The sequence below is a fragment of the Photobacterium sp. HL06 genome (genome assembly GCF_059552575.1).
Genome location: NZ_CM183915.1, coordinates 117,103 through 141,038, shown reverse-complemented (window position 1 = coordinate 141,038; position 23,936 = coordinate 117,103). Strand labels below are relative to the sequence as shown.

23 protein-coding genes and 1 riboswitch are annotated in these 23,936 nt (G+C 47.2%); of the genes, 10 read left to right on the top strand and 13 right to left on the bottom strand.

What is annotated here, in order from left to right:
• Positions 1-23: 23 nt before the first annotated feature.
• The 10 genes from AC51G0_RS19175 to AC51G0_RS19130 all read right to left on the bottom strand — a co-directional run bounded on the left by AC51G0_RS19175 (position 24) and on the right by AC51G0_RS19130 (position 9,485).
• Positions 24-581: a 4Fe-4S dicluster domain-containing protein gene (locus tag AC51G0_RS19175; RefSeq protein ID WP_496303249.1), complete on the bottom strand. Its 558-nt coding sequence runs from the start codon at positions 579-581 to the stop codon at positions 24-26.
• Positions 582-639: 58 nt separating this feature from the next.
• Positions 640-1,626 (bottom strand): NADH-quinone oxidoreductase subunit NuoH, encoded by a 987-nt coding sequence (gene nuoH, locus AC51G0_RS19170; RefSeq protein WP_496303248.1) that lies wholly within the window; start codon positions 1,624-1,626, stop codon positions 640-642.
• Between the two features lie 3 nt (positions 1,627-1,629).
• On the bottom strand, positions 1,630-4,149 hold the full coding sequence (gene nuoG / locus AC51G0_RS19165) for an NADH-quinone oxidoreductase subunit NuoG (protein ID WP_496303247.1): 2,520 nt from the start codon (positions 4,147-4,149) through the stop codon (positions 1,630-1,632).
• Entirely contained in the window at positions 4,142-5,437 is a 1,296-nt protein-coding gene (gene nuoF / locus AC51G0_RS19160) for an NADH-quinone oxidoreductase subunit NuoF (protein WP_496303246.1), read from the bottom strand. Before nuoF ends, nuoG begins: the two co-directional genes overlap by 8 nt.
• Positions 5,430-5,966: an NADH-quinone oxidoreductase subunit NuoE gene (gene nuoE, locus AC51G0_RS19155; RefSeq protein ID WP_496303245.1), complete on the bottom strand. Its 537-nt coding sequence runs from the start codon at positions 5,964-5,966 to the stop codon at positions 5,430-5,432. Before nuoE ends, nuoF begins: the two co-directional genes overlap by 8 nt.
• A gap of 39 nt (positions 5,967-6,005) precedes the next feature.
• The gene (gene nuoD / locus AC51G0_RS19150) at positions 6,006-7,214 is read right to left on the bottom strand and encodes an NADH dehydrogenase (quinone) subunit D (RefSeq protein ID WP_496303244.1); all 1,209 of its coding nucleotides are present in this window, start codon (positions 7,212-7,214) and stop codon (positions 6,006-6,008) included.
• On the bottom strand, positions 7,215-7,709 hold the full coding sequence (locus tag AC51G0_RS19145) for an NADH-quinone oxidoreductase subunit C (RefSeq protein WP_496303243.1): 495 nt from the start codon (positions 7,707-7,709) through the stop codon (positions 7,215-7,217). It lies immediately after the preceding gene.
• On the bottom strand, positions 7,706-8,236 hold the full coding sequence (locus tag AC51G0_RS19140; protein ID WP_496303242.1) for an NADH-quinone oxidoreductase subunit B: 531 nt from the start codon (positions 8,234-8,236) through the stop codon (positions 7,706-7,708). Before AC51G0_RS19140 ends, AC51G0_RS19145 begins: the two co-directional genes overlap by 4 nt.
• The gene (locus tag AC51G0_RS19135; RefSeq protein WP_496303241.1) at positions 8,224-8,589 is read right to left on the bottom strand and encodes an NADH-quinone oxidoreductase subunit A; all 366 of its coding nucleotides are present in this window, start codon (positions 8,587-8,589) and stop codon (positions 8,224-8,226) included. The genes AC51G0_RS19140 and AC51G0_RS19135 overlap by 13 nt, the downstream gene beginning before the upstream one ends.
• Before the next feature lie 272 nt (positions 8,590-8,861).
• Positions 8,862-9,485, bottom strand: coding sequence for an RNA-binding protein (locus tag AC51G0_RS19130; protein ID WP_496303240.1), 624 nt, complete (start codon positions 9,483-9,485; stop codon positions 8,862-8,864).
• A gap of 293 nt (positions 9,486-9,778) precedes the next feature.
• Here AC51G0_RS19130 and AC51G0_RS19125 point away from each other — a divergent pair, with 293 nt between their 5' ends.
• The gene (locus tag AC51G0_RS19125; RefSeq protein WP_496303239.1) at positions 9,779-11,158 is read left to right on the top strand and encodes a histidine kinase sensor domain-containing protein; all 1,380 of its coding nucleotides are present in this window, start codon (positions 9,779-9,781) and stop codon (positions 11,156-11,158) included.
• Between the two features lie 67 nt (positions 11,159-11,225).
• Here AC51G0_RS19125 and AC51G0_RS19120 read toward each other — a convergent pair whose 3' ends face one another.
• A complete protein-coding gene (locus AC51G0_RS19120) occupies positions 11,226-11,666 on the bottom strand; it encodes a hypothetical protein (RefSeq protein ID WP_496303238.1) in 441 nt (146 codons plus the stop codon).
• A gap of 307 nt (positions 11,667-11,973) precedes the next feature.
• Here AC51G0_RS19120 and AC51G0_RS19115 point away from each other — a divergent pair, with 307 nt between their 5' ends.
• The 9 genes from AC51G0_RS19115 (at position 11,974) to AC51G0_RS19075 (ending at position 21,553) form a co-directional block, all read left to right on the top strand.
• Positions 11,974-14,103, top strand: a complete 2,130-nt coding sequence (locus AC51G0_RS19115; protein ID WP_496303237.1) for a TonB-dependent siderophore receptor — start codon at positions 11,974-11,976, stop codon at positions 14,101-14,103.
• A gap of 197 nt (positions 14,104-14,300) precedes the next feature.
• The gene (locus AC51G0_RS19110) at positions 14,301-15,065 is read left to right on the top strand and encodes a DUF3450 domain-containing protein (protein WP_496303236.1); all 765 of its coding nucleotides are present in this window, start codon (positions 14,301-14,303) and stop codon (positions 15,063-15,065) included.
• Position 15,066: 1 nt separating this feature from the next.
• Complete coding sequence (locus AC51G0_RS19105; protein ID WP_496303235.1) at positions 15,067-16,401, top strand: MotA/TolQ/ExbB proton channel family protein; 1,335 nt, start codon at positions 15,067-15,069, stop codon at positions 16,399-16,401.
• A 77-nt stretch (positions 16,402-16,478) separates the two neighbouring features.
• Positions 16,479-16,961 carry a MotA/TolQ/ExbB proton channel family protein gene (locus AC51G0_RS19100; RefSeq protein ID WP_496304149.1) on the top strand — a complete coding sequence of 161 codons (483 nt, stop codon included), beginning with the start codon at positions 16,479-16,481 and terminating at the stop codon, positions 16,959-16,961.
• Positions 16,961-17,365, top strand: coding sequence for an ExbD/TolR family protein (locus AC51G0_RS19095; protein ID WP_496303234.1), 405 nt, complete (start codon positions 16,961-16,963; stop codon positions 17,363-17,365). Before AC51G0_RS19100 ends, AC51G0_RS19095 begins: the two co-directional genes overlap by 1 nt.
• Positions 17,365-17,979 (top strand): energy transducer TonB, encoded by a 615-nt coding sequence (locus tag AC51G0_RS19090; RefSeq protein WP_496303233.1) that lies wholly within the window; start codon positions 17,365-17,367, stop codon positions 17,977-17,979. Before AC51G0_RS19095 ends, AC51G0_RS19090 begins: the two co-directional genes overlap by 1 nt.
• Positions 17,976-19,139 (top strand): tetratricopeptide repeat protein, encoded by a 1,164-nt coding sequence (locus AC51G0_RS19085; RefSeq protein ID WP_496303232.1) that lies wholly within the window; start codon positions 17,976-17,978, stop codon positions 19,137-19,139. The genes AC51G0_RS19090 and AC51G0_RS19085 overlap by 4 nt, the downstream gene beginning before the upstream one ends.
• Positions 19,140-19,321: 182 nt before the next feature.
• Positions 19,322-19,421: riboswitch (purine riboswitch) on the top strand.
• Between the two features lie 80 nt (positions 19,422-19,501).
• Entirely contained in the window at positions 19,502-20,503 is a 1,002-nt protein-coding gene (locus AC51G0_RS19080) for an adenosine deaminase (protein WP_496303231.1), read from the top strand.
• A gap of 243 nt (positions 20,504-20,746) precedes the next feature.
• Positions 20,747-21,553, top strand: a complete 807-nt coding sequence (locus tag AC51G0_RS19075; protein WP_496303230.1) for an alpha/beta hydrolase — start codon at positions 20,747-20,749, stop codon at positions 21,551-21,553.
• 675 nt (positions 21,554-22,228) lie between these two features.
• Here the strand turns inward: AC51G0_RS19075 and AC51G0_RS19070 are convergent.
• Positions 22,229-22,591, bottom strand: coding sequence for a hypothetical protein (locus tag AC51G0_RS19070; protein ID WP_496303229.1), 363 nt, complete (start codon positions 22,589-22,591; stop codon positions 22,229-22,231).
• Between the two features lie 357 nt (positions 22,592-22,948).
• Complete coding sequence (locus AC51G0_RS19065) at positions 22,949-23,725, bottom strand: SGNH/GDSL hydrolase family protein (RefSeq protein WP_496303228.1); 777 nt, start codon at positions 23,723-23,725, stop codon at positions 22,949-22,951.
• Between the last annotated feature and the right edge of the window lie 211 nt (positions 23,726-23,936).

The window sequence follows — 23,936 nt, the reverse complement described above, 5'->3', positions numbered from 1 at the left end:
GGAGTCGGTTTACATTTTCATTACTAGTGATGGCGAATATTTTGCCACCAGTCTTTACCTTGTTGCTTACCTTCTTGTGGTTTAGTTATCACTTGGGCGCCGGGTTTTAATTCGGCTGGTACAACAACGCCTCCCTGTTCATTTTTACCCGGCAGATTAAGTAGTTGTTCTTTATTGAGCACCATATCTTGGCTGTCATAGGTGGAGTATTCGAGATGGCTGCCAAGGGCAATGGCTTCTTCCGGGCACACATCTTCACAAAGGCCGCAATACATGCAACGGCGGCTATCGAGCTCGAATACTTTCGGTCGGCGTTTTCCTTCACTGTCTTCGTAAGGGATCACCGTGATGCATTCGCTAGGGCAGATGTTGGCACACAGTTCACAACCGACGCACTTGATAGTGCCTTGGTTATCTTTGCGCAAATAAGGGTGGCCCCTGTGTCTTGGATAGGGGACCCATTTCTCCTTATCCGGGTATTGCATCGTTACCCCTTTGGAGAACATATAGCGTAGGGTCAGGCGCAGTCCGTCCCTAATGTCGGTAAACAGAGTCCAACCCAACAAGTGCTTAATGTTCACGCTGACAGCTCCGGGATCCAGTGCTTGTTACCCTTAGTCTAGTTGATATGTTTGTCACTTAGGTGAAAAACAGCCCAGTAATCATGATATTCAGAAGTGAGAGCGGTAGAAGAAACTTCCAGCCGATGCTCATCAGCTGATCGTAGCGATAACGGGGAAAGGTAAACCGGATCCACATAAACAGGTAGACGAAGAAGAAAACTTTTAGCAGGAACCATACAATGGGGGGAAGTGGCAGCCAGATCCCGTTCCAGCCGCCGAAGAAAAGGATCACGCACAAGACCGAGATGGTGAGCATTACTACATATTCGCTGGTCATAAAGAGCGCAAAACGCATCCCGCTGTATTCGGTATGGTAACCCGCCACCAGATCGCCTTCGGCCTCAGCCAAGTCGAAGGGAATACGCTGAGCCTCGGCCAATCCGGCAATGAAGAACACGATAAACCCGATCGGCTGCATAACAACGTTCCAGAGATCTGCCTGGGCCACCACGATTTGACTGAGGTTCATTGATTCGGCCAGCATGATCACCCCGATCACCGCAAACCCCATAGGGACGGCATAACTGATCAGCTGGGCACAGGTTCTGAAACTGCCCAAGAGGGCATATTTGTTGTTCGATGCCCAGCCACCAAAAATAACGCCATATATTTCCAGGCCGCCGACCCCGAGAATATAGAGCAGACCGACATTCATATCAGATAAGTAGAGGTTGACCTGGGTGCCGAAAATTTCAATCGGCTCACCAAAAGGAATAGCGACAAATACGGCAAACGGTGGTGCCAGAGAGAGAAACGGGGCGAGCTTAAAGAGCAGGCGATCTGCCTGGTCCGGAATAATGTCTTCCTTGGTAAGCAGTTTGATACCATCGGCGACCGGTTGCAATAAGCCGTGCCAACCAGTACGCATTGGGCCGAGCCGCTGCTGAATATGCCCGGCCACCTTGCGCTCCATCCAGGTGAGAGGAATAGGCAAGATAAACAAGATTAAGGTCAGGAAAATAACTTTGGCCAGCAGTATCAGAAAAACGATGACCATCTCCATGCATTATTCCTTATAGGTGCTGACTTGGCAGGGAATTGGAGTTGGCTGTTGGCTCAGGATCTTTGGCATTTTGCTCAGATCGCCGCTCACTATCAGAATATTATTTATCGCCCGGCGGGAAATATGGATTGGCAGTATGAGCTGCTGGTTTTGTTGTGATGCTGCACTCTGGCTAATGTTGTTGGCTTGGTAGCGAACTAACAGTTGGTCATTGCTGCCCACATCCAGCATATCGGCATCTTGCTGGCTTATTTCGATCCAGGTATTAGGTTCAATGTCATCAAGCTGGGGAGAGCTGGCAATGGGATCTTTGCTATGGTACAGGCTGGTGGCGGCCAGTAGTGAAAACTGCAGTTTATCTCCAGATCCAGCTATGGTTTCGCGCATTGCCGTTTCTTGTGCTAGCTGCTCTTTCTGTGCCCGATCAACAGATGCTGTATTACGAAACGCGAGGTTATTTTCCAGTGCTTGCCAGCTCAGGCCATGATACGTCGGGAGCTGGGCACTCAGGCTGTCAAAGATTGTTTGTGGGGTAGAGGGTTCCAGTTTCCTTTCCAGGCATTGGGCTATTAGGGAGAAGATATCGCTGTCATATTTGGCATCAGCGTTTGGCGGATAGAAGGCCCTTACTCTTTGTACCCGGCCTTCGTTATTGGTAAAGGAACCGTCGGTTTCTGCAAAGCTCAGCCCCGGCAACACTACATCGGCACGTTGCATGGCTTGTTTGACGAACGCACCTTGGTAAATCATCAACTCAGGCTGCGGACATCGAGAGCTTGTATCTTCTTGAATGTTCGTCGTATCTTCGGCAAGTAGCGGTACGTCCTGATCGACAATATACAAAATGCCGGGAGAAGCCAGTGACTGCATCATTGGCTGTTTTGGCATTGGCCAAGTTGAGGCGATATCAAGCGCACCTAGCTGGTTGCAATGCTGGAACAGGAACTGCAGTTGCACTTGTTGTTTAGTCTGTTTAAAAGTCTCAAGCAGCTGTATGAGAGTGCTAGGGACAGCCGAGGCATTTTCCCCTGTAAGTAGATCGGAGCCGATAAGTAGGCTGATTGTCTTGGCCGACGCTAGTTTAACTGCCATTTGCTGCAGCTTGTGATCAGTATCAGCCAGTAACTGCGGTTCTGCTTCCTCCGGGCTCTCCACCTCTTTGCTACCAGCATGCTCTGTGACTAGCTGCTTAATTAAACTCTGCAGTAATGGTAACTCTTGGCCCGGTTGATAGCGCAAGAAAGTACTGGCCTGTAAATCTAGCCGGCTTTGGCGAACAGAAGCAAGCAGCAGAGTAAATGGTTGTTGATTAAACGCGCCTCTTAGCAGGTATTCAGACACCGGGTTTTGCTCGCCGATGTTACAACCTAAAACAAAGACGCAATCGCTGTTAAAGAGCTCGGAGACAGGTTGGTTTGTGTATTCTTGGCTGATAAGCCTTTTTATTGCTTGTTGTTGGCCGAGGTGAAAGTCTGGTTGGTACATATCATTGCCACAGTATACTTGGCCGCTGGTAAAAACGGTCCTGAATAGCTGGTGAAACTGAAACAGTACTTCATTGGTCATGCGGGCTGAGATAATGCCAGTCGTACTGGCACCTTGCGACACCAGCAATTGTAGTTTCTGTTTGAGGTAGTCCTGCGCCTCGTTCCAGGAGACAGGTTGCAACTGGTTGTTTTTTCGTACCATGGGGTGTTTGATACGCTCTGTTTGGTCAACAAAGTCGATCCCGAACCGGCCTTTGACACACAGTAGCTCTTGGTTAACCGCACTGGTTGGCTTCGCCTTTACCCTGACCAGCTGATTGTTTCTGGTTTCGGCACTGATTTGGCAGCCGGTGCCGCAGTGTGGGCAAAGTGTATCAGTTGTTTTCAGATCCCAAGGTCTGGCTTTGTAGCGGTATTCCACCCTCATCAGTGCCCCTACGGGGCAGACTTCAATGCAGTTTCCGCAGTGATCGCAGCTGTTTAGGTTGTTGTTAAAACCGGTTTCGAGGCAGTTGGCCCCACGCCCGATCACCCCGATGGCACTGGCACCGACAACTTCATCACACACACGTACGCAGCGCTGGCATTGGATACAGCGATTTGAGTTGGCAACGATAACTTTGTTGAGGATCGGATCTTTATCGCTGAAAACGCGTTTGTCCTCCTCAAAATAACTGACTCTCGGACCATGGTCTAACACAGTGTCTTGCAGCTCGCACTCACCCCCTTTGTCGCAAATAGGGCAATCAAGCGGATGGTTGGACAGCAATAGCTTGATTGTCGATTGCCGCGCCTGTGTTGCTCGGTTGCCGTCGGTGTTTACCACCATGCCTTCGCTGATTAGGGTTGCGCAGGAAGGTTGCAGTCGAGGGATCCCCTTGATTTCTACTAAACAGACGCGGCATGAAGCAACAGGCTTGAGCAGCTGGTGGTTGCAAAAGGTCGGAATGTTGAGGTTAAGTTGCCGTGCTGCCTCCAGAATAGTTATCCCTGGTGCAAACTCGTGACAGACACCGTTGATGGTAACTTTAATCATGATCAGAGCTGCCCTCCTGATTAAGGGTAGCACGGGGATTGGCTTCTTTGATCAGCTGGGTAAACTCCGGTTCAAAGTGTGTTAATCCGGCTCTTAAAGCCATTACAGCCCCGTCAGCCAGGGCACAGAATGAATTGCCTGCTATGTCTGTGCAAAGGGTATGGAGCTGGGTCAGATCGTCATAAGTGGCAGTGCCAGCCGTGAAGCGGCGTAAGATCTTTACCACCCACAATGTGCCTTCACGGCAGGGGGAGCACTTGCCGCATGATTCATGGCTAAAAAATTCCATTGTCCGCTTAACCACTTCCACAATAGAAGCGGTGTCATCCATGACAATCACTCCTGCCGATCCCAGCATAGAGCCAGCCGCGGCGAGGCTTTCAAAATCCATGTCGATATCAAGCTGGTCGGCTGGCAGCATGGGTGCTGAAACCCCTCCCGGGATCACGGCCTTTAGCGTGCGTCCGCTATGACAGCCACCGCCGTGGCTTTCAACCAGCTCCCGAAGGGAAATCCCCATTGGTAGCTCATACAGGCCTGGCTTGTTGATTTGGCCGCTTAAGCAGTACAGTTTGGGGCCGGGGCTTTTCTCAGGGCCGATGGCAGCAAACCAGTCGGCACCTTTGGTAATGATATGGGGGACACAGGCGAGGGTTTCGACATTGTTGACCACAGTCGGGCTGGCACAATAGCCTCTTATCGCCGGAAACGGTGGTTTGAGCCTGGGCTCACCACGATAGCCTTCAAGCGATTGTAATAACGCTGTCTCTTCGCCACAAATATAGGCTCCTGCATTACGGTGGATATAGATCTCAAGATCGAAGCCAGAACCAAGAATGTTCTGCCCCAGTAGCCCATGTGCTCTGGCTGAGTCTATCGCTTGCTGGAGCCGCTCGAGGGCGAGGCGGAATTCGTACCTGAGGTAGATGTAGGCACGGTGAGCACCGATGGCGTAGGCCGCGATAGCCATGCCTTCAAGCAGCTGATGCGGATCCTGCTCCATCAATAGCTTATCTTTGAAGGTACCGGGTTCGCCTTCGTCGGCATTGCAGCACAGATAACGCTTGCTGGGACTATCGACGGGTATGAATGACCACTTTAATCCCGTCGGAAAGCCAGCCCCACCGCGTCCGCGTAAGTTGGAAGCTTTGACCTGGCCGATGACATCAGCAGGTTTGTAACTGGTTAGTACTTGGCGCCAGGCATCGTAACCGCCATTGGCCTGATACACATCAAGCTGCCATGCATTGCCGAGAGCGGCATTTTTTAATAGTACCGGTTCAAACATTACGCACCTTAATGATCATATCAGTTGCAGGTTGGTTCCAATCTGCTGGTGGACTGACTTGTTGTACAAGCTTATCGAGCAACTGGCTAAGTTGGGATTCTGTTAGGTGTTCAATATAGGGCTCATTGTTAATTTGTAGAACGGGGGCCTTATCACAGGCACCTAGGCACTCGACGGCTGAAAGGGTAAAGCGGCCGTCATGAGTCGTTTGATTTTCCTCAATGGCAAGCTGTTGCTTTATTAGAGCCAGTAGTTTTTCGGCATTGGCAAGCATGCAAGAGACATTGGTACAGAGTTGCAAATGGCAACTGCCGATTGGCCGGGTGTAATAGAGGCTGTAAAAGCTGGCAACCTCATAGACCTGAACCGGAGGTAACTCAAGAATATCTGCCACTTCTTGCATCGCCTGGACACTCAAATAACCGTACTGTTGTTGTGCCAGATGCAGGGCCGGCATCAGGGCCGAACGGCGCATGGGGTAGATGCGACATATTTGCTCAATGTCGCGTTTAAGTTGTTCATTGCTCATACTAACCACCCCTAAATATCTGTATCACTTGGCTTGGTGCTATTTGTCTACCTCGGCCATCACAGGATCAAGGCTGCCGACAATCGCTATCAGATCGGCCAGATAGCAGTTTTTGCACATAGGCTGCATCGCCTGAAGATTGACAAAAGAAGGGGCCCTGACCTTGACCCGAACGGGTAATGCGCTGCCGTCACTGATAATGTAGTACCCCAGTTCACCTTTGGGGGCTTCTATTGCTTCATACCATTCTCCCTTGGGCACTTCGATACCGTGGGCTGCCAGCTTAAATTGATGGATCAAGGCTTCCATGGATTTTTTGACTTCGACTTTGTCGCTCGGAAAGGCGATCTCCGGTGCGTCAACCTGAAACGGGCCTTCGGGCATCTGCTCCAGGCATTGCGCAACCATACTCAGGCTCTGTTTCATTTCCTCCATTCGGCACCACCAGCGGTCATAGCAGTCGCCGTTTTGGCTGACAATGACGTCAAAGTTCAGCCTGTCGTAGATTTCGTAGGGTTTGTCCCTGCGGATGTCCCAGTCAACCCCGGAGGCGCGTAAACAAGGGCCACTCAAGCCCCAGTCAATAGCGTCTTCACCACTAATGACCCCGATCCCCTTGGTTCGTTTACCGAACATCCGATTGTTGCTCAGTAGTTGCTCGTAGTCAGTGATCCGCTTGCTGAAGATCTTGCAAAATTCTGCGGTTCTTTCGGTAAAGCCTTCAGGTAGGTCTTCCCGCACGCCGCCAATACGGCAGTAGCTGCTCATCATCCGGCTACCAGAGACCATCTCCATAAGATCCATGACCATTTCCCGCTCGCGCATGGTATAGAGCAGGGCTGTCATTGCCCCTAAGTCCATCGGCAGTGCCCCGGTGATCAGAAGGTGGCCGGAAATGCGTGACAGTTCAGCCATTAATACCCGAATGTACTGGGCGCGCTCGGGGGCTTCAATGTCTAGCAAACTCTCAACCGCCCTGACAAATCCAAGGTTATTTGAGGCTTGGCATAAGTAATCGAGTCTGTCGGTGAGGGGGATGGTTTGGGTGTAGGTGGATACTTCTGCCATTTTCTCAAAGGCACGGTGAAGATAGCCGATGATGGGATCCGCTTTCACAATCCGCTCACCCTCCATCTCCAGTAGGATCCGGAGTACGCCGTGGGTGCTCGGATGCTGTGGCCCGAGGTTTAGTAACAGATCTTTAGTGAGTCCGTCATCATCGGTATTAAGTTGGGTGACTGCGGTCAATTAGCTATCTCCTTCCGGCGGCGGATCGCCAAAGGGGTTCAAATCATCCCGGTAGCCTCGGACGGGAAAATCTTTTCGCAGTGGATACCCCTTAAAGTCATCAGCCATGTAAATTCGCTTCAGATCTGGGTGGTCGGAAAACTCAATGCCGAACATGTCGAAGGCTTCACGCTCATGCCAGTCGGCACAGCTCCAGATTTTGCATACCGAAGGGATACTTGTTCCTTCTGCTAACGGGCACTTGAGCCGAAGGCGATGGTTTAGTTCAATTGAGAACAGGTGATAGACCATTTCGAACCGTGGAATTCGGGTTAGATAGTCAACGCCTCCGATGTCCGAAAGAAAGTTGAACTTATATTTGGGCTTCTGTTTAAGTTGCTGACATAAGCTAATTAGCTTTTCGGCAGGGACCACCAGCGTCGGCATATCACGGCAGCTGGTATCGAGTTCTATCCCGTCAACGGCAAGTTCAGTCAGGTCGAGGGGGCGGTTCATGATGGCTTTAACCCTGGTTGATCCGTAATATCTTTACCCGTTTCCGGATCAAACCGGCGCAATACCCGGCCTTGCTTGATTTTTTCCTGCAACATCACAATACCCTGCATCAGGGCTTCTGGCCGGGGCGGGCAGCCAGGGACATAAACGTCCACGGGGATGAGTCGCTCAACGCCTTGTACCACCGCATAGTTGTTGTAGACACCGCCTGAGATTGCGCAGGAGCCCATGGCAATAACCCAGCGAGGCTCGGGCATCTGGTCATACAGAAGTTTGATGATCGGGGCGAATTTCTTATTGACGGTGCCTGCAACGATCATCACATCTGACTGGCGTGGTGACGGCCTGAACACCACGCCGAAGCGATCTAAATCATAGCGGGAGCAGCCTGTTGCAATCATTTCGATGGCGCAGCAGGCGATACCGAACATCTCCGGCCATAGCGCAGAGCTGCGGCTCCAGTTAATGATATTATCAACCGAGGTAAACAGCAGGTTGTTAGGAAAGCGATTGTCTAAGACTCCCATTCTAATGCCCCTTTAGCCCAAGCGTAGATAAAACCGACCAGCAGTACGAAGAGGAAAATCAGCATCTCGATGTACCCAAATAGACCGATGCTCTTGAGCACAACGGCCCATGGAAACAGAAAGAGCGTCTCGACATCAAAAATGATGAAGAGGATGCCGATAACAAAGTAGTGCACCTTGAACTGACCGATAGATGCATCGCCTATTGGTGCTACGCCACATTCGTAGGGCTGATTTTTGGTCGGGTAGGGATTATGCGGCCGGATCAATGACGAAAGTGTGAGTATCAGCAGTGCCAATAGGGAGACAACCCCCGTCATTAGCAACACCGGAAGGTAATCTAACAACATCATTTCTCCCTCGCTAAACCTGTTTCACAACATGCTCGCCGCCCTGAACGCGCAACCTCCTTATGTTTTGAGTATAGTCATTATCTTTCGCTCAAAAGCTGACGCTATATTGAGACTCCCCCTTCGATTGATTCAGGTTATCAGGGAATTGTTATTAACAGTGATTGCTGATGGGAAAGAAAAGGGACGTCATTGAAGTTGTGTATGCAGACTATTGAGATGGGGCGCTTGGATAGGAGGTGAGGCCGAAACACCTCACCTTCTTGTAGTCAAAGTTACGGTTTAGTCGAAATTAGACGGGTGTTCATTTCGGTCAGTTGCTGTGGTGTAAAAGCAAGATCAGTCAGATCCGGGTGACGTTCATAGAGCAAGGCTTTATCACGCTCATTGGCATTACTATAAGTGATGAAGCCGTAACCGCTTGGATATTCTATGTTCCATAGCTTACTTTTTGCCACCAGGCTCGATGTGATAAATTGTCCGATGTAAGTGACTTCTCCAGGCACAATTTCAAACGTTAAGCCAAGGTTATCTCTAGACTTTGATGTGATTGTTTTCCTGCCATTGCTCCCTTTGAAGCCAACGCAATAGAGCTCATACTCGCCAGCAGGTAATGGCAAAGAAAAAAGCTGTCCCTTCAATGTTTCTGTTATGAAATCAGAATCAACATTGTTATTTACCAGGGTAATCACTTCGTCATGGCCTTTTTGACGCATGTATAGGGTAGTTGCTAGCCCTTCACCAGAAGAAGGCCAGACGGTGGTAGCACTTAGACTGCCAGCCAAATAGCCAGTATTGTACTCGGTTGCATTGCCATACTTGTCTGGGATTGAAACAGAAACCCCTGAACTGCAGCCAAGTAATAGCATGCTGGTAAAAAAGAAAAAGATGATTCTCATTAGCTACTTATCCTTGCTATCCCTATAAGAGATAAGCATATGGTTATTATTCTTGTATGGTAACGCACAGTAATGACGATCCTATTGCAATATATGCCACACTTGGCATTGTCTACCACTTAATAATTGCAAAAGGGTGCTACTAATCGTCAAATTTATGAACTGGTACACGAATTCAACGTGTAATGCGAAAAAAGTTGATGCGTAACTGACACTTAGAATGACGATAAATTGACCATGCTTCTCGAAGGTGTGGTAGAGTATGCGTCTTTTTTTCTTGCCTGCTAAATCGAATGATATCTATTCGCCTTTCTAAAATCCGGTCACTGTTCTTTCTGGGAGATCGTGACGGTCTGGCATTTCGCCTGTTTTCTTACTTTGCCGTGATTTTGACCTTGATCCTGGTTTTGCAAAATATAGCTGAGGTTGCGTTAGTCAGGGCATTGCTCCATGTGCCGGAGAAAATTCAAAATGAAATGCTTGAGCTTGCGGATCAGGCTGAAGTGATGATTGAAGAGGGGGATATGGATGAATTGGCTGATTGGGAGAGAGGGCAGCATTACTACCTGTTTGTATTGGATCAAGAACACCACACGATCAGTGGGCGAGATATGCACCCCCACTTTGAATTTAAACTCAATTTTATTCGTAAGCTGGATACTACGTTCGAGAACCGGGTCAATCAGCCTGTTATCTCAATCCCGCTGAGTACCGGGCATGAGCTAGTCATCCAGTTTCCCCATGAATATCATCCGGCACGCCATTTCCCGTATTATTTCACCCTGATCCAGATTGCCATCGCTATTTTAATTTTGAGTGTGTTTTCTCTACTACTTGCCCGTTATTTACAACGGCCTTTGGATAAGCTTCAAAATGCCAGCTACCGACTTGCAGAAGGGGATTTTAGTGTCCGTGTTAGTCAGGAGGTAGGTGACAGTGTGACGGAGTTTGAGCAGTTGGCGAATTCTTTTGATCATATGACCCACCGTATTCACGGTTTAGCCCAACGACAGAAACAGCTGATCCGAGATGTCTCTCATGAGCTAAAAACACCACTGGCGCGACACAGCCTGGCATTGCACTTATTACGCAGAAGAATTCCTGAAGATAGTCAGCACCTGCTAGATCGCCTAGAGCGGGAATCAGATGAAATGAATGGGTTGGTGACTGAAATATTGGAGTTCAGCCAGTTAGAAAATGCCAACTATTCAGTTAACCTGGTGCCAGTCCAGCTGGAAACTGTGTGCCAACACCTCGTGTTGGAGCTACAGGACAGCCTAAGGCCTGAACAGGCACTGAAATGCGAGTCGGATAGCTCGACGATGATGGCTATGGCCGATAATCGGTTACTGCTTCGGGTGATCAAGAATCTATTGGGAAATGCAATCAAGTATGCCGGAGAGCAAGCCGTTATTTCCTTATCGGTGAGTAATGCTAATGGCTGGGTACAGCTGGTGGTAGAAGATGATGGGATAGGGATCCCTGAACAGCACCTAAAGTATATCTTTGCCCCCTTCACACGCTTGGAAGCGGCAAGAGATAAGCAGTCTGGTGGCTATGGTCTGGGCCTTGCAATTGTTAAAGAGTCGATGGCAGTAATGAAAGGTCATGTCAGGGCTGAAAATCGGCCGGAAGGCGGGTTACGAATTGGTTTGTTGTTTCGTGCCGCTTGAATGGTGAGAAATACCAGCCTACTTATCGCATTAGATAGGTAGGCTGATGATACCTCTGACCAAAAAGTTACTTGCGTGCTTTTTCGACGTCAATAATGTTCTTGAACTTGTTTGCCTTGCTCAGAAGGTAGTCGACATCAGGCGGAAAATCCTTGTTGGATTTAGCATGCTTCATCATATCGAATACGGTAAATTCTGTCAGAATGGCGTATTGATATGATGTAAAGTCACCTTCAGCCTGAAGCGTAGGGTCAAAATATTTATCACCTTTGCGAATAATCGCGTGATCAACAATAGGGTCAGCACAGCGGTAACCTAAAACATAACGCTCACCTTTGCCATAGATGACATTCATATAGCTGTTATAGAAACACTCGCCTTCAGTGGTGGTGCAGCTTTCCAGTAGCTCGTCATCCATCGCTGATACGGTAACAATTCGAATGTTATCTGCTTTGTAGTTTAGTTCTGTCAGTTGGCGACGTACTGCGTCTAGGTTTACTTCAGTCACTTCTTATACCGCGTAAATCAATAAAAACAGAGGCATTATACCCATGTATTGGGTAAATATCACTCCGGGTGCGATATTCCCTTACGGCATGCAGCGAAATGGCCAAGGTGTTTGATGACAACAATTGACATTACTTTACGAATGCAAAGAATGTAAATTAACTGCAAATGGTAATAGTTATCACTTATATTCTCCTCCGAATTAAGCAGTAGCGCCGTTAGGGCGTGTGTGGGTACTTGTTAAGCCTTTGGATAATCAAAACAAATGAAAAAGGCAGGGTAACTCATTTTATTTGGAGTAACGGAATATGTTTTCTAAAAGTCAGCTGACTTTATTGATTGGTGCCATTCTTGCGGCGCCTGTTGTACAAGCCCAAACTCATACTCAGGCAACCGATGTTGATGAGCATATGGTTGTCACCGGCCGCGACTATGGTTACAAGGCGGATACCAATACCACCGCAATGCGTATTGAAGCGACTCAGCTTGAGACGGCAGGCCAGGTATCTATTATCGATGAGCAGCTGATCGACGAGCAGCGTGCGAGCTCGCTGGACGAAGTATTACGAAACGATTCAAGCGTTGCCGTTGGTGACAAAACACGTAACCGTGTTTCTTACTCCCTGCGTGGTTTTTCGCTAGGTAGTGGTAGTGCTTTCCTACGTGATGGCAAGCAGCACTGGTCCCACTACCGTCAACCGGTTGAATTGCTTGAGCGTGTTGAAGTGCTGAAAGGCCCAGCCGGCCTTCTTTATGGTAAGTCAGGCCCTGGCGGTTTGATTAACATGGTTTCCAAGAAGCCAACTTACGATACGCAGGTCAATGTTAGCCAGGATATTGGCTCTGATAATGAATCCCGAACTGTTGTCGATGTCAGCGGTTCATTGAATGAAGCGCAAACGCTTCGTGCGCGTGCGATTGTCTCAAAGCATAGTTATGACTCGTGGCGTGAATATACCGACGGTAGTACACCTTCAACCGAGCGTTTTGTCGGTGGCCTATTTGTTGATTACGATGTAACAGAGGATGTAACGGTCTCTGTTCATTACGATAAGACCCGTGATAAGGGTAGTGTTGATTCCGGTGCCTATGTAAAGGACGGCGAAGTTGTTCTTGGCGATAAGCACATTTGGGATGCGCAGTGGTCACAGATTGAGAATAACGTTGAAAACTACGGTATCGATGTAAACGCCCAGCTAACTGATATATGGCGTTTAGCGGCAAGCTATAACCACCAGAACTTTTTGCGTCACGATACGGAAAGTTTTTCCCAGCCAGATTCATATAATCCGGAAACCGGTGAATTCCTGTACCAAGGCTATGATCGCCTGGATGATTGGCAGTTTGATACCGCGTATCTAGATTTTGTCGGTGAATTTACTGCTGTCGGTGTTGATCACCAGTTATTGGTTGGTGCCAACTGGCTAGGTTACTACTATCTAGGCAAGACAGACTCTGACAAAGGTGAGTGTAACAAAGTAAACGGCAAGACTGTTTGTGATTACTACACAGGTACCGTTGGCCAGCCGTTGGCTAAACCGGAAGGTTTAGATTACTCAAATAGCACCAACAAAACACCGACTGAGCGTGACTCTTACGGTATTTACCTGCAGGACATGGTGACATTCAACGACCAGTGGCAGGCACTTGCTGGCGTACGATACGATCGTGAAACGACCAAAGGTAAAGACTTGGTCGAAGACGCGGTAACACCGAAGTTTGCTGTGATCTACCACCCTGAGTCTAACGGTTCTATTTATGCCTCTTACTCCGAGAGCTTTGAGCCTCAGGGCGAGGTCATTAATTCGAGCAGCAGACAGTACACCAATGAGGGGGAGCACCTTAAGCCTCGACGTGGTAAGCAGTATGAAGTCGGTACGAAGTGGGAACTATTTGATAACCAATTGTTTGTGACTGGTGCGATTTTCGATATTACGCTTGAAGATGTTGCTTTGGATGTAAAATCAGGTGATGAGTACACAAAAACACAAGGCGGCGAGCAGGTTCACCGCGGTGCAGAGCTTGCTATGCAAGGTTATGTAACAGAGAATTTCTCTCTACATGGTAATGCGACGTACCTGGACGCAGAGTATGCAAACCATGAAAAGTATGCGGGCAACCGTCCTGCTGATGTGCCAGAGCTTGGTGCAACAGTATGGTCTCGATACACATTTGCCAATAATACTAATGCGAACCTGGGTATGACGTATATCGGTGAGCGTTATGGTGACGATTCAAACAGCTTCAAGAAAGATGCTTATACTCGCGTAGATATGGGTATTTCGCACACGGTGAAGTATGATCAAAACCTAGATATTATTGCACGCTTCAATGTGGAGAATGTGTTTGATACTGACTACCTAGAGGGTGGTGACGAGACTAGCGTTGTTATCGGCGAAGGCCGTAACTACATGGCAACACTACAGTTCCGCTACTAATGATATGAGCCTTAGGGGGAAGTGAAAGCTTCTCCCTTTCGTTGTATTTGAAATGCAAGATGTTTAAATGAGATTCATTTTCAATTAAAATTGAATTTCTTCCCCGGCAGTGCCGGGCTTATTTGTTTTTAATATCTGTAAAATTCATGGAATGAATTTTTTATTTTAGTGCATTCTCAGAAGAAATTAACTACCAGATGAACGTAAAAAAAACTAGCCTCGCGCTGATAATGATCGGCCTTAGCGCAGGTGTAAATGCCGATAATCTCGATAATGCTCGTGCGATTGAGAGCAAGATCAATACAGCATCGGCACAAAGCCAGAAGAAAATTGACAAAAGTGCCGAAGCTACCTTGTCGATGGCTGCTGAAATTGAACAGCTGCAGGAAGAAGTGAAAAACCTGGCGGTGTATCGCGATCACCTGGCTCGTTTGGTCGATAGTCAAAATGCGGAAGCTAACAGTCTTAACGAGCAGATTGATGGCATCAAAGATACTAGGCAGGGTGTAGTACCTTTGATGTACAACATGATTGATGGCTTGAAAACAATGGTTTCCAACGACAAGCCAATCCGTTATGAACAGCGCTTGGCCCGTATAGCTAAGCTTGAATCGATGATGGCTCAGGCGGATATTAGCGATGCCGAAAAATACCGTCGCATTCTTGAGGCCTACCAGATAGAAATGGATTACGGCACCAAGCTAGGTATTTTCCAAGGTCAGGTGGCACTTTCTGAACAGGAAACTATCGAAGCGGATTTGCTATACCTAGGCCGAATTTCATTGGTTGCTCGTAGCCTGGACGGTAAGCGCTATTGGGCCTGGAATGATAACCAGGACAACTGGCAGAACCTTGATTCTCAGTTTTCAACTGACATTGACAAGGCATTTGCCATTGCGTCTAAACAAGCGGCACCGAGTTTAATTACATTGCCTGTATCTGTTAACGTGGAGAGTAAGTAACATGAAAATCAAAACGTTAGCAACAGCGCTATGCTTGTTCAGCCTTCCATTTGCAGTATCTGCAAACACCTCATTGGTTGAGAAAACACAACAAGAGCAGCAGGTTCAAAAAGCCCATAATGCTCAGCGAGAAGCCGGGTTTAAGTTAACAGAAAAGCAAGCCAAAGCGCAGCTAGACGCATTGATTGCCCAGCGTGGCCAATTGCAGCGAGAAACCGAGCAGCTTAGTTCGACGTTTAGTAGCAATGAAAACAAGCTGGCAAAACTGGAAGAGCAATTACGTCTAGAAACAGGCAGCTTGGGTGAGCTGTTTGGGGTTGTACGCCAAACAGCCAAAGATCTCGATGCAGAGATGGCCTTCTCGGTCACTGGTGCCGATCGCAAAGAATATAAAACTGTTGTCGAGCAAATTGTTGATGCCAAGGCCTTGCCGTCAATGACGCAACTGCATGGCTTGTGGAAAGGGATGACGGATCAGATCGTGGCGAGTGCTGAACTTCGCGATGTGTCGGTGCCGTATATTAACGGTGAAGGCTACCAGTCTGTTGTTCATGCCTACCGGTTGGGCAGTATTGGTTTGATTGGCGAGCAAGGTTACCTGGCATGGGATGGCAAGCGCCAGGTCGCCAAGTCTTATCTGAAACAGCCTGAAAATGGCCCTGTCTACTCATCCCTAGATGCATTGGTGCAATCTGGCCTGCAAGCAGCCGTAGTCGATCCGTCCCGCGGCATTATGCTTGAGCAGCTGGCGAATTCACCCGAGCTAAAAGATCGTATCGAGCATGGTGGTGTCGTCGGCAAGATCATTCTTGGCCTGTTGGCGGTTGGTGCCATTATTGCGCTGTTCCGCGGGGCAAAATTGCTCGTGATCCGCCAGCAAATTAAGTCGCAGCTAAAGAATCCGTCTCAGCCTGGCAATAATCCGCTTGGCCGAGTGCTTGGCGTTTATAGCAAAGAGCAGAATCGCTCGGTGGAAGCACTGGAGCTTCGTCTGCTGGAGGCCATTGTAGACGAGCAGCAAGGACTTGAAAAAGGCCTGTCGATGCTGAAGTTGCTGGCGGCATTGGCGCCAATGCTCGGTCTGTTGGGTACGGTGACGGGAATGATCGAAACTTTCCAGGTGATCACCCAATTTGGCAACGGCGATCCAACCGTCATGGCTGGTGGTATTTCAATGGCATTGGTGACCACGGTACTAGGCCTGATTGCTGCGATGCCACTACTGCTGGCACATAATATTTTGAGTACTCAGGCTGATAACATTCGTAATATTCTTGAAAAACAGGGTATTAGCCTAGTGGCGGAACAAGCAGAGAAAGCAGGAAACGCAGCCTAATGGGAACAAGTCTTTTTGAAGTACCCCTGTTGCAAGTTGCGGGCTTCGAGGGCTGGTGGTATTCACTACAGCACTTTATGAACCAGGGTGGCCAGATCTTATGGTGGTTGGCTGCTGTGGTTGTAGTGAGCTGGTTGCTGGTGGTTGAGCGGGTTCTTTACCTGCTCATCACTTACCCAAAGCAAAAGAACCATTGGTTATCACAGTGGCATGCAAGGCAAGATCAGACGTCCTGGTATGCCCATGCATTGCGTGATGGTTGGTTGAGTGAAGCCCGTATTGCCCTGAATCAGAACCTGAACCTCATCAAAGTGTTGGTTGCTATTTGTCCGATGTTGGGCTTGCTTGGTACCGTCACCGGGATGATTTCGGTTTTCGATGTAATGGCGACACAGGGTAGCAGCCAGCCCCGTCTGATGGCATCAGGGATCTCTCTGGCAACCTTGCCAACTATGGCCGGTATGGTGGCGGCACTGGCCGGTATGTTCGTTCATGCTCGTCTTTCTAAGGCCTGCTACCTGCGTGAACTAAAATTAGAAAAATTATTAAGGAGTCAGTGATGAGGCTAAGTCGTCTGTCCTCTGCTCGGGAAGAGGCCCAGGTTGATCTGACATCGATGCTGGATATTGTTTTTATCATGTTGATCTTCTTCATTGTGACCAGCTCGTTTGTACGGGAGTCAGGGGTTGAAGTTAACCGTCCTCAGGCAAGCAATGTAGTGAGCCAGAAAGATGCAGGTATTTTCATAGCCATAACATCAGCCAATGATATCTATATCGATAAGCGTGTCGTGGATGTTGAGCGTGTTCAGGCAACGCTTGAGCATTTGTTATTGGAGCAACCGGAAGCGTCTCTGGTGATCCAGGCTGATGAGCATGCCTACAATGGTACTGTCGTTAAAGTCATGGATGCCGCGAAAGGGGCAGGTGTTCAGAATATAGCATTGGCTGCGGAGAAACGCTGATGTTGCGATTACTCATTGCTTTGCCTGTGGCGTTGGCAATGGCATTAGGGCTCTTTACCTTTATGGCCTGGATGGTTGACGCTGGTCATCAGCGCGTGCCGGAAGAAAAGCAATTGCTTGCCTTTGACATGGTAATGGTAGAGCAAGAACGTGAAGCCCAGCGTCGCCAGCGAGTTGCTCCCGAAAAACCGGATACGCCAGAGCCTCCACCAGAGGCGGTGCCAACGGCATCTCAAACGACGGCAACCACAGCAGCACCGACAATGCCTAACCTGGCATTGGATACTGCGGTTTCAGGGCTCGCTATCAATGTGCCTCAGTTTTCAGATTTCGGGGTAAACCAGAAGGCAATGCCTCTGTATAGTGTTCAACCGCGCTATCCGGCACGCGCGAAGAAACAGGGTGCTGAAGGTTACGTGCTCCTATCTTTTACGATTGATAAACAAGGTCGCCCGAAAGATATTTCTGTGGTTGATGCAAAGCCTCGCCGTTTATTTGAAAGAGAAGCGATTCGTGCGTTGCGTAAGTTTAAATATCAAGCCAAGGTAGTTGATGGCAAAACAGTTGCGCAAGTTGGCCAAACTTATCTAATCGAGTTTAAGTTAAATAAATGATGAAGAAATTCGTACTCGCACTTGCTCTGGTATTGCTAGCCGGGCCCGTAAATGCCAAACTTTCCCAGTATACCGCTGGCAAAGTGCAACGGGCCCATAACCTGCAGCAAGAAGAAAAACTAGATGAGGCTATTCGGCTACTGGCTGAGCTGACACCGTCGAAAGCGTATGACAGGGCCTTTGTTAAGCGTATGCTGGGCGTGTTTTACTGGCAAAAAGGCGATCTCAAGCAAGCGATAGCTAATTTGTCGGATGCTGTTGATAGCGGCTTGCTGCAAGACGAACAGGCTTGGGTTACCCAACGCATGCTGGCTGATATTTTGCTGTCGGACGAACAGTTTAAACGTGCACTGCCGCATTATTATCAGTTGTCTAAGAAAATCCCCGAGACGCAAAAAGCAGATGAGCTATGGCTTCGTATTGCACAATCTCATTACCAGGTGAGTGAGTGGTATCAGGTGTTGTCAGCTATCAAAACCTATGAATCGCTATCGCGTGTCGATGATGTGCAGCCGCTTACGATTAAGTTAGGTGCCCAGCTTCAGCTTAAGCAGTGGAGTGGAGCATTACCTACGCTTAAGCGCTTGATTGGTCTTGAACCCAATAAAACGGCTTGGTGGCAGCAGATGGCCGGGATCCAGCTGCGTCTGGGACGATCGAAAGGTGCTCTGGATACCCTGGCCCTGGCTAAGCGACAAGGTGTCAAATTAAGCCAGCAAGATCTGAAAACGTTAGCACAGCTCTATGCCCAGCGTGGTATTCCGGAACGCGCTGCAATCATTTATGCCCAGCTAGATGAAGCACAAACGGATGCCGAGCTGGTGTCAGCGCAAGCGATGTATTGGCAAATGGCTAAGGAATGGGAGAAAGCCATTTCTGTTTGGTCGCAGGCTGCCAAGTTGGATAACAGGCACCGTTGGCCTTTGGCGCAGTTACTGCTTCAGGAAGGCCATTATCAACAGGCATTAACTGAGCTGGACAAGGTGGCGTTAAAAGGCCGCAAGGCCGATGTAGAGCTGGCAAAAGTGCGTGCTTATTACAAGCTCGAAAACTATGCCCAAGCTATTATTCATGCCAAACTGGCCAATAACATCAAGTCGACATCAGCGTCGAAAAGCTGGATCAAGTATCTGAGCCAAATGCGCAAGATGGGCAGTTAGCGAATTTATTGTGTCAGCTGCAATTTTATCTCAAGGGCCTCTTTTTATCGAAAGAGGCCTTTTCATATTCGAGAAGGTTTTGTTAGTGATGGTGTGCATTTGTGAAATTGTGCCCTTCGTCAGTTGCAAGTCTTACAAAGCTGTGAAAGACTAACATTGTTGTTTTTGTTGAATTTACTGTCTAAGTTTAATCAACACAACTTCGTATAACCCCATTAATAGGGTATGGGGGTCTCTACCAGAATCCGTAAAATTCTGATTACGAAGAGTTAAGTGGTTAATAGCTTTTCTCTTTGTAAGGTAACCAATCTTCTTAGCAGAACCGCTATTAATCAGAAAACCAATCAGATTAAGAGCATGATATGAAAGAATTTATTTGCGGTTTACCCAAAGTCGAACTTCACCTTCATATTGAAGGTTCGCTTGAGCCTGAGCTTATGTTTGAGCTTGCTAAACGTAATCAGGTAAAAATCCCTTTTAACTCCCCTCAGGAAGTACGCGATGCGTACCAGTTCCATAACCTGCAGTCTTTTCTTGATATTTATTATCAAGGTGCGAACGTACTTATTCACGAACAAGACTTTTTTGATTTAACCTGGGCATATCTTCAGCGTTGCAAAGAAGATAATGTTGTACATACTGAAATTTTCTTCGATCCTCAAACCCATACCAGCCGTGGTATCAGCTTTGAAACTGTTATTAGCGGGATTCATCGTGCATTGGTGTTGGCTAAGCAGGAGCTTGATATATCAAGCCAACTGATTATGTGTTTCTTGCGCCACCTCGATGAAGAATCGGCTTTTGAAACATTGGAACAGGCGCTACCGTATAAAGACAAGATTGTTGGTGTAGGACTCGATTCATCGGAACTCGGTCATCCACCACAGAAATTTGAAAATGTTTTCCAAAGAGCACTAGAAGAAGGTTTCTTGACTGTCGCACACGCGGGTGAAGAAGGCCCTGCTCAGAATATCGATGATGCATTAGAATTGTTGGGAACAGCGCGGATAGATCATGGTGTACGTTGTGTTGAAGATGAAGAGCTGGTAGTGCGGTTGATTGAAGATAAAGTGCCGCTGACAGTTTGTCCGTTATCGAATACCAAACTCAAAGTCTTTGATGAGATGGATCAACACAATGTTGTCGACCTGTTGCGTCGAGGGGTCTGTGTAACACTGAACTCAGATGATCCAGCTTATTTTGGTGGTTATATGAATGCGAACTTCCTTGCGGTAGCCCAGGCACACCCTATGAGTAAAGAAGAAGTGGCTCAGTTTACGTTTAATGCTATCGAGGCGAGTTTTATCCCGGATGATGAAAAATTCCGTCTCAGTCAGATGACGATGGCATATCTGGATCGATAGGGCTTTGAATTTCGCTGTAAAAGCGAGATTCAACAATATAAACAAACGGGCCATAGGCTCGTTTTTTTATTGATATCCAGTGCGTTAGATCGCAAAAAATACGTTTATCCTGAAGCCCATAAATTACCAAATCTATACTGGTAGGTTAAAGCTAGGTTTAAATAAGGTGTTTTGCGACATTACAGTATATTTCGTATCTACATTCATTCGTTTAAATAAAACTTTTCCTACATGGAGGTAACGATGAGTATTATTCCGATTGTTAGTTCGAGAAAGAATTTTTACAAAGCAGGTGTGATATCAAAACAAGATAAGATTCGACTTGTGAATCTTTCAGATCCACGGCCTACTAATAATCTAAGCATTAGCTCTGATATGCTTATGAACCGGGTAAAAGGTAAGCATGTTGTCATTTTGGTACATGGTTACAATAACAACTTCCATGAAGTTTGTGATGCATATCTACGTATTCACAACCAGTTTATTGACCACAACATACCCCATGATGAGGTCATAGGATATATTTGGCCCGGAGGGAATAAAGCACTGAGTTATTGGGGTGCGAGGAAACGAGCCAGACAACTATCCGGTCGTATTTCCGGATTACTTAATGCATTATCTGACAAAGTAGAGTCTATTGACATTGTTGCGCATAGTATGGGTTGTTTCTTATCTCTGGCTACGTTGAAAAAAAGTAAGAAACAACGTATTCGCAATATTTACTTAATGGCTCCAGCTGTGGAAAACCACAAGCTGTCAAATGGTAATAATTTCTATAATGTTGTTAAGCACACTAATGGTACCTATGTTTTCAAATCAACCAATGATTTAGTGTTAAAGCATGCATTTTATTATGGCTCTGGATGCAGCCGTGCGCTTGGTTATACAGGGCCTATTCCTCAAGTGGCAAATAAAGTGGTGACGATCAATTGCTCAAACCAGCAAGATCCAATCGGTCATGGTTCTTACAAGCAACGCACAGAAATTTATCAATTTATTGCTAATAACCAGTCGTCAGTGGCTAGCGCAAGTGAGGTCGCACTAGTTTGAATTTATCAAGCACAAAGATGGCCGATAAGGTCTCGATAATTGATTAGTTTGAGTGAAATAGAAAGGTGAGGTGGAGAACTCACCTTTCACAATGTGCATCAAATAGGGCAAGTAGAAAGAGACACCTAGCTATATCTTCCCCAGTCTCTCTTGACGAACCAGTTAGTGGGCCACGATATAAATTCGTCTGGTGTGAACTCATCGGTTAAGAACTCCATATCTACAACGCGTTCAGGAAGCAAAGATAGAATATGGTGCCTGTGGTCACTTTCAAAATCCCATAGATGGTAGCGATCTGACTGATTATGCGCTAACCGCCTTGGGCCAAAGTCCATCGGTGCGCAGATTCTGGTTAGTTTATTGCCGTCTTCTTTAGATATATAGGTTAACCGGATTTTCTTTTTGTCTTGAATAGCATTAACGAAATCACCCTGATACATAGTCAAATACTCCAAACTTCAAGTGATACTTTGCGCATATCGTAAAGGAGCAACAGACTAAAAACTGAGAGAATACTCTAAAAAGTATGAATAGCCGCTAGATACATGAATTGCTAAAGAGCAATCAACCATTTTCGGTTGAGTCATTATTGCGTATTACAGGGCATTGTTGACATACAGTGTCATTGATAATTTGTCGAATCGTCGCCATTACTGGCGGCGACTCGGAGCTACATTAATGACGCATAATTTTTGAATTGGTCTTTTCTGGGTGTTTCATAAGGTGAGTATGCCGGTTAGTTGCAGTTTGCGCCATATCATCCAAGATTCGACCTAAGTCAGAGGTATGCAAGCACTCAACAACACTAGGCTCACGCTTCAAGTTGACTCCTAGCTCATAGTGACACTCTCTTTCTGGGTAGAAATCAATATCACTTTCTCTGAATTTTTTGGTTTCTGTGATTTCGTTGAACATTGAAGCTACGGTATAGCAGAATGCATCGTAAACATCATTGGTACTTCTTGCAGTGCTGATTTTATTACGAAAATCAGGAGTATAAGATTTTTCCAGCTTGGAAAATGAAATGTGAGAGGACATACTTCTTTCCCCCTATGGCCTTTGCGTTAAGTTACTTATTAACTATATACCCAAACTACCTCAAGATGCAGGATTCAGAGTGATAACAGCATTCCCAGTTCAAGGAAAATGACGGCAGGAATGGCTTCCCATTTCAACATCATTTGACACAGAAATGGGCTTGCTAAATCACTCCCGTAGGGCGAGTTGACTGGGCCTGTATGCTGTGTTGCTGCTTTTTAACGTAGAACGACTATGTTTTCAAAGCAGCGCCTTGCCTACAAACCCAGTCATTCTCGCTGAAATAAGCATCTTGAGGTAGCTTGGGTATAAGGTCGGGAGTGCATTGCGTCAATTTAGAGTAGCTTTTAACTGCCGTCAGTCGCTGAAATATTTTCTCAAGCAATATTCAAGCTGTTCTGTTTTTGTATTTTCGTCATTGCTAGTCTCTATGTTCCAGCGGTCTTTAATTACTTGTGCAATGGCTTGCCCCCAAAATTGGTAGATAGCTGGGCCAGGATGGAAACCGTCGGTTGCCATTTGGTCCGGACTTAAGCGGTGGTTAAGATCAATGAGTTCACAGTCGTTTTGAGTGGCAGCCCAACGGGCTAGCTGGCGGTTAAAAACTTTTGCTTTGCTTCCCAAGTACCAGCGTAGGGGATGGGGTAAGGCTGGGAATTTTTCCATAGGCGGAATTTTAGTCAATATGATTTGCTGGCAGGAAAAATGTTGGCGTAGTTGGTCGATGAGTGCCTTTTGTTGCTGTATCCACCTTAATGAGCTTAGGGGCTTGGTAACATCATTAACACCGAGTGAGACAATAACAATGTCATAGGTTTGTTTCGGCTGTTGCGTTAGCCTGTATCGGGTATCTTTAGTGGTCGAGCCCGATTGGGCCAGAAGCTGCCATTCCAACTGAAAATGATGGCATAGCGCGCTGACTAGATGGCCAGATAGGGCCTGGGACTGGCTCTCTGCACCGACGCCTGCAGCCGCTGAATCACCGATCAGCAATATACGAAGAGCTCTTCCTTGACCTATGCTACCACTGCGTGGTCCTGAAGCTTCATCGAGCTTGGGGGTTACTCTGCGAACATAGTGCCCTTGAGCTATAAATACGGGAGCCATCAGTAGCAAAACCAAGTGGTGGAGCATGTTTTTCTCCTATAAAAATCCAAGGCAATGACATGTCTGGATTAAGCATAGGATCAAATTATTGTTGTAGCCTTACATCCTGCATGCTTACTTAGGACCTTATATCGGTCTTGAGAATGACGATTGTCATAAGCGGCTTCCAAGTTATTCGCACAGGAAGTGAGGAGAGAGTGTCGATTGAACAGGAGCCAAAACCCGTGCTAGTTATTCA